Origin of the sequence: Acinetobacter sp. ANC 4654 (genome assembly GCF_002135425.1) — a bacterium.
GTDB classification, from domain to species: domain Bacteria; phylum Pseudomonadota; class Gammaproteobacteria; order Pseudomonadales; family Moraxellaceae; genus Acinetobacter; species Acinetobacter kyonggiensis.
Window position 1 is genome coordinate 328,733 of the sequence record NZ_NEGL01000006.1, and the last position, 6,942, is coordinate 335,674.

Below are 6,942 nucleotides of genomic sequence, written 5' to 3' on the forward strand. Positions count from 1 at the left end.
GTACTGTTTGTAATCAATAACTTTCATAGTTTAAACATGTGCGTATATTTTCTTTTTGCAATCCGCACAGCCTGAATTGGATGTTAAAAATTTTGTATCACTATTGAGGTAATAAAGCTCATTAAATTGTTCTAAAAGGAGTGAAAACCATCCGTTTCATTATCTTATTTACATTAAAACTTTATGCTGAATTTTTGAGAAACTGAGCAACTTCATGAGTAAATTTGATTGGTTCACTGATCAGTGGCATGTGCCCAGACTTTTTAAAGATCACTTGTTTTGAATTTTTTACACTATTGGCAATGATTTTTTGCCCTGTTGATGGGTAAAGCCTCGATTTTTCTCCAATGAAAAAAGTGCTCGGGCAAGAGAGCTGTGCAATGGCATGGCGATAGTCTTCATTATGATGTAAATAATTATTTACATACCATGCTAAATAATCTAAACGCTGAATAGGTAAAATAAGGGGCTGCAATTTAACTTGCTTCAAGGCCAGTTGAAACAGTAAAGGGGTAACCTTATTGCTGGCTTGGAGCTGAATAAATGCCAGCCAAAGTTCTAATAAGTGTTGTCGAGCTGCTGGATTCAGGTCGGATAGCACACGTGCAGACGCATTACATGCAAGCAAATGTGATATTTTAGCCAATAGTTGTTTAAATTGAGCTTGTTTTTGGCTCAATAAACCATACTGCCACATGGCATCAACAGAAATTTTCGGTGTTTGATCGATATGTAAATAACGGTCTAGTTGTTCATTTAAATGACCGTATTGCATACCATGCATTGCCGTGGTTGCACCCATAGAATAAGCAATCACGGAAAATTTATCGAACTGAAGTTGTTCCATTAAACTGTTGATGTCACGCCAATGGCTGGAAATGGCATCTAGTTGCGGAATAGCACAACGATGAGAGCCACCAAAACCACGCCAATCCGGAATAATAAATTTATTGTTTCTGGCTTGAGGATAGAGGAAAGGCAGCCATTGCCAGCTTTGCATGCCTAAACCCGATAAAACTAAAACAGGCTTGCCTTGACCAAATTCACGAACAAAAAGTTGTTCACCATCAGGCATACGATAATGTGGCATGGTTATGTCCTTATTTTGTTATTTTTCATCAAATACTTTTAATTGTGGAATCATGGTTTCCAACCAGCTAATCCAGCCCATTTCTAAATCAATTCCAAGTTGTAAAATCATTTTATGAATAAATTGGGTTCGATCTTGATCATGCCGATTGGCAAAGTCTTTTGCAAAAATAGTTTGGTAAATTTTTAGGTTTTCTCGGTGCAAAATTAGATGGCGTTCTAATTCAGGGAGGACACTATTGCCTCCCAATTGTGCTTCAGCACGTAGACGAACCATCAATTCTTCACGTAATTGGGCTGGAGGACTCTGTTTGACCATCCAATCGGCCAATTCGGCACGCCCTAATGCTTCAACCTGATAGGTCTTTTTACGACTATTTGTATTGTGTTCTTCAATGGTTGAAATCCAGTTTTTTTGCTGCATACCATTGAGTTCACGGTAAATTTGCTGATGTGTTGCATTCCAAAAGAAACCCATAGAACGGTCAAAGCGACGTGCTAAATCAATTCCAGTACTTGGTTTTTCAATTAAGCTCGTTAATAAAACATGGGCTAAAGACATAAACGACTCAGTCAGTAAAAATTTACCAGATCATTATGCAACATGTTGCATAAAAATCAAATCTAGAATATAACTTATGCAACAAGTTGCATTAAATACATTATTAGCTAGCTTAAAAAGCACGCCAAGGAGATCATATGTCTAATTACCCTCATTTGTTAGCACCTTTAGATTTAGGCTTTACCACACTCAAAAACCGTGTATTGATGGGATCTATGCACGTGGGATTAGAAGAAGCACCGGGCGGTTATGATCGTATGGCAGCATTCTATGCTGAACGTGCTCAAGGTGGTGTGGGGCTTATTGTCACTGGGGGGATTGCACCGAATGATGCTGGTCTGACATTTGCACATGCATCTAAGCTAGATAGTATTGCCGAAGCAGAAAAACATAAAGTGATTACCCAAGCAGTACATGCTGCTGGTGGTAAGATTGCATTACAAATTTTACATACAGGTCGTTATTCATATCAAGCCGACTTAGTTGCACCTTCTGCTATTCAAGCACCGATTAACCCAATTAAACCTAAAGCCCTCACATCAGCAGAAGTTCAGCAAACCATCGATGACTTTGCTAACTGCGCTAAGCTTGCCCAATATGCAGGTTACGATGGCGTGGAAATTATGGGCTCAGAAGGCTATCTCATTAACGAGTTTATTGCAGCACGTACCAACCATCGTGATGATGAGTGGGGCGGTAGCTATGAAAACCGGATTCGTTTCCCGATTGAAATTGTGAAACGTACCCGTGAAGAAGTAGGCGAAAACTTCATTATTATTTATCGTTTATCTATGCTGGATTTGGTTGAAGGCGGTTCAACTTTAGATGAAGTGGTACAACTTGCCAAAGAAATTGAAAAAGCAGGTGCAACCATTATCAACACAGGCATTGGTTGGCATGAAGCACGAATTCCAACGATTGCCACTAAAGTACCACGTGCTGCATTTACTTGGGTGACTGAAAAACTTAAAGGTTTGGTTAATATTCCACTGATTACATCAAATCGTATTAATACGCCTGAAATGGCTGAGCATGTATTGGCTTCTGGTCATGCCGATATGATTTCTATGGCACGTCCAATGCTTGCGGATGCATTCTTTGTTCAAAAAGCTGAACAAGGACGTAGTGATGAAATTAATACCTGTATTGGTTGTAACCAAGCTTGTTTGGATCATATTTTCTCAATGAAAATTGCAACCTGTTTAGTCAATCCACGTGCTTGTTATGAAACAGAACTTATTTTTAAAGAATCTGCTGTGGCTAAAAATATCGCCGTGATTGGCGCAGGCCCAGCAGGTCTCAGCTTTGCAACGTATGCAGCAGATCGTGGACATAATGTCACGCTTTATGAAGCTTCCAATCAAATTGGTGGGCAGTTCAATATTGCCAAAACCATTCCGGGTAAAGAAGAATTTTACGAAACCTTACGTTATTTCCAACGTAAAATTGAATTACAACCGAATATTAAATTAGTACTCAATCATCAAGCGACGTATGAAGCATTAAGTCAGTCCGACTTTGATGACATTGTGGTTGCAACAGGTGTTATACCGCGTGATTTAGAAATAGATGGCATTGATCATCCGAAAGTACTGACTTATATCGAAGTACTCAAAGAACGTAAGCCTGTTGGTCAGCGTGTTGCCATTATTGGTGCTGGCGGTATTGGTTTTGATACAGCTGAGTACTTAAGTCATGAAGGTGAGAGTGCGAGTTTGAATCCTGAGAAGTTTTATAATGAATGGGGCATTGATACCAGCTATGAAAATGTCGGTGGTTTAAAATCAGCAGAATTAGAAAAGTCGAATCGTGAAATTTACTTGCTACAGCGTAAAGCAAGCTCTGTTGGTGCGGGCTTGGGTAAAACGACAGGTTGGATTCACCGTACAGGTTTAAAACATCGTGATGTGAAAATGGTTTCAGGCGCAAGTTATGAAAAAATTGATGATCAAGGTTTACATATTTTAGTCAATGGTCAGCCTACAGTGCTTGAAGTCGATCATGTAGTGATTTGTGCAGGACAAGAGCCATTTACGGCGATGTTCGATCAACTTAAAGCAGATGGTAAAAATGTTCACTTAATTGGTGGTGCTAAAGAAGCGGGTGAACTCGATGCAAAACGTGCCATCCGCCAAGGTGCAAATTTAGCCGCGGTCATTTAACGAAGTCGCGAGGGGGAAATAGAAATATTTCCCCTATTTTTATGCTGTAAAAATAATGGAAAAGGACTTGAAAATGTCAGTACAACAAACACAAGCATCAATAAAGCGTTGGCATGAAATGCTAGATACAAAAGATATGTCAATTTTGAATGAATTATTGGCTGAAGATGTGGTTTTTCGTTCACCCGTTGCATTTAATCCTTATCCAGGAAAACAAGTGGTTTTCTTCATTTTGACCAATGTGATTCAAGTTTTTGAAAACTTTACCTATCACCGTGAATTTTATACAGAAGATGGTTTAAGTGTAGTCCTTGAGTTTTCTGCCAATGTGGGTGAAAAGAAACTAAAGGGTATCGATATGATTCGTTTTAATGAAAATGGTCAAATTGTTGATTTTGAAGTGATGATTCGTCCGAAAAGTGGTTTAGAAGCACTTGCAGTTCAAATGGGACAGCGTATGGCTGCCTTTATGCCAAAAGCATAATAGCCTAAGCTTAAGTGTGGTTATCTACAAATGAGTGCTTGCTGTTATTTAAACTGAACTTATGTTTTAAATTCAGTCATGACAGGCAAGCATTTTAATTTGCTCAATGAAGGTTTAGAAACAATGTGGTCGGTGCTTAAAAAAATTAATCAATTGACGCAAACATGGCTTGATCAAGTGACAGGGGCAGAAGTGCCAACGCTGTATTATGATCCAAATGGTCAGGTTAAACAGTTATTAGATGAGCTACCTCAACTGAAACAAAAGTATCGACCAACGCCATGGTTATCGAATAAACACGCGCATTTGCTGTATTTCGATTTAATTAAGAAACAGACTATTCATTTAAAATACGATGCAATTGAACAATTAAAAATGTCTGACGGTGGTATCACTGCAATTGCATGGCATGGTTTACATTTACCTGATACCACACCCACCATTGTATTAATGCATACCATAACGGGTTCACCAGAAAGTATGCGTGAATTGGTGCGTGATTTACATGCATATACAGGTTGGCGTATCGCATTATGCTTGCGCCGTGGACATGCTAATTTACCGATGCCTGTACCTAAAATGTCTATTTTTGGCTCAACGGATGATTTACGTGAGCAAATTACGCATATTCAAAATAAACTTCCAAATTCAACTTTATATGCAGTCGGTTCTTCTGCTGGAACAGGGTTATTGGTTCGCTATTTGGGTGAAGAAGGTCAGAAAACACCATTTAAAGCCGCTTTTGCATTGTGTCCAGGCTATGATACAGAGCTTGGATTTAAAAATGTACATCCTTTTTATACCAAGGTCATGACCAAGAAATTGTTCAAAGTTTTTATTTATCCTTATGCAGAGACATGGAAATACGCAGCATCATTAGAGCGAGTTTTGGCAACAAAAAGCTTACAAGAATTTCAATCTCACTATTTTGAACTCGCAGGCTATAGTAGTTTTGAGGCTTATAATCAAGCAACAAACCCAATTTTTGTCTTTGAAAATATTAAAATTCCTCTAATGATTTTAAATGCCGAAGATGACCCAGTTTGTGATATTCGTAATTTTGAACCTTATAAAGAAGTGATTCAAAAAATGCCCAATATGATGGTGGTGACCACGAAAAAGGGGAGTCATTGCGGTTTTTATGAAGGTTTAAATACACAATCATGGTCAGCACGATTAATATCAGATTACTTAATGACACAACATCAAGTATGAGTGGACTTACAGTCACTTTGAACCTATAGGTTTGAAATATTTTGACGCAAATAATATGAGTAAGACTGATAAGTAATAGGTGATTAAATTTGTATTTCTGTTATACTAACTTCAACAATAAAAATGACATGAAAATGTTATCTTTTAAAATTGATATATAAGTCTTATCTAGTTTGAATTGTCAAAATTAAAGTTGTTATTTCGAAATGCCAATGGTGGTATTTCTATATGTGTTTGAAATTTGGTGTAAATGTTGAATAATATTGAAAATATAGTAGCAAAATCTGTAAATGGTAGTGAAATTGTTGTCTCGTTGGTGCCTTTAAAAAAAATGCAAAGTACTCGCGATGGGTTTAAATGGGTTGAAGTAGGAAAGAAAGTCTTGCTTCAGTCTGGTGTTGAAATTGATTTGAATCTTGATGGTCGTAGCTTCTATACAGGTGTTAATGAAATGTTTCGATTCACCTCACGTGTGAATTAAACAGTAAATAGTCACTGATTTAAAAACCGTCTTTAAGGCGGTTTTTTTATTACTCATTTTACGATTGGTATAAAATATCAATAGTAATAAATCATATTTTTACAGAACTTTAGTATAAAAATATTTCTTTATATTGGTGTAGTAATGGGCGTAGCAACGCTTTTAGCTCCAGTTGTAAGTAATTTGAATTCGTAGAATTTTTTCTTAGCCATAAATTAAAAGAAATTAAATTTTACAGATTTGTATATTTATAAGTATTTTTGTCACTTTTTGTCATTTATTGGTAATCAATATCTGGGTATAAATAATGTTCCACTTTAAGAGAAGTGAGTGGTCGATGAAAACTTTAGAATTATTAATAACTTCGTCATCTGCACTTATGATTATGTTTGTAATTTACGCATTTGGGCAAATGTTTAACTAAACAGTAATAAGTTGAATAAAAAAGTGCCTTAAGGTGCTTTTTTTTAGTTGTATCATCTAAAACCAGATCATGGTTAAGTTATTGTAAGGTGTTTGGGGGGGGGCGCCTAGAAAGTTGATGTGGATATGTGCTTTGCTTTTGATTCTGAATAAATCACTTTTTTTAAAAGTAAGGTGAACTAAAATTTTGAATAATAACCTTATTTGATACTATCCATAGTTGTTGTGATTTTAATATAATTAATTGATTTTTATGGTATATCTTAAATATAAGCAGCTATCTTATACCATTTATATTTAATCTATAATAAATAAATCGAGCAAAGCTATCTTCTGACTGAGCTTTTATTTTATGGCAATTCTATTGCGCCTAATTGTTAATATTTTGATTTAATTGAAATTTAAAAATTCTCTTAGTCATTATTCTTGATGATGACTTAAATTCAATTCATGAATATTTGTTCAAATAGCCTATAGAATTTATTTTAGTATTCCATGTTATGTATTTTAAAACTTGAATTTTCAA

General features: G+C 36.2%; 6 protein-coding genes. 4 read left to right on the forward strand and 2 right to left on the reverse strand.

The annotated features are described in order from the left end of the window. Positions 1-181: 181 nt before the first annotated feature. Together B9T24_RS11525 and B9T24_RS11530 are read right to left on the reverse strand one after the other, a co-directional pair. Complete coding sequence (locus tag B9T24_RS11525; protein WP_086165891.1) at positions 182-1,090, reverse strand: alpha/beta fold hydrolase; 909 nt, start codon at positions 1,088-1,090, stop codon at positions 182-184. 18 nt (positions 1,091-1,108) lie between these two features. After that, positions 1,109-1,651: a PadR family transcriptional regulator gene (locus B9T24_RS11530; protein ID WP_086165892.1), complete on the reverse strand. Its 543-nt coding sequence runs from the start codon at positions 1,649-1,651 to the stop codon at positions 1,109-1,111. Positions 1,652-1,788: 137 nt separating this feature from the next. On the opposite strand from B9T24_RS11530, the gene B9T24_RS11535 reads away from it, so the two are divergent. From B9T24_RS11535 to B9T24_RS11550, 4 genes are all read left to right on the forward strand, one after another. Beyond that, entirely contained in the window at positions 1,789-3,813 is a 2,025-nt protein-coding gene (locus tag B9T24_RS11535) for an FAD-dependent oxidoreductase (RefSeq protein ID WP_086165893.1), read from the forward strand. A gap of 73 nt (positions 3,814-3,886) precedes the next feature. Next, complete coding sequence (locus B9T24_RS11540; RefSeq protein WP_086165894.1) at positions 3,887-4,297, forward strand: nuclear transport factor 2 family protein; 411 nt, start codon at positions 3,887-3,889, stop codon at positions 4,295-4,297. 123 nt (positions 4,298-4,420) lie between these two features. After that, on the forward strand, positions 4,421-5,512 hold the full coding sequence (locus B9T24_RS11545; protein ID WP_086165909.1) for a YheT family hydrolase: 1,092 nt from the start codon (positions 4,421-4,423) through the stop codon (positions 5,510-5,512). 250 nt (positions 5,513-5,762) lie between these two features. Further along, entirely contained in the window at positions 5,763-5,993 is a 231-nt protein-coding gene (locus tag B9T24_RS11550; protein ID WP_416224359.1) for a hypothetical protein, read from the forward strand. Positions 5,994-6,942: the final 949 nt, after the last annotated feature.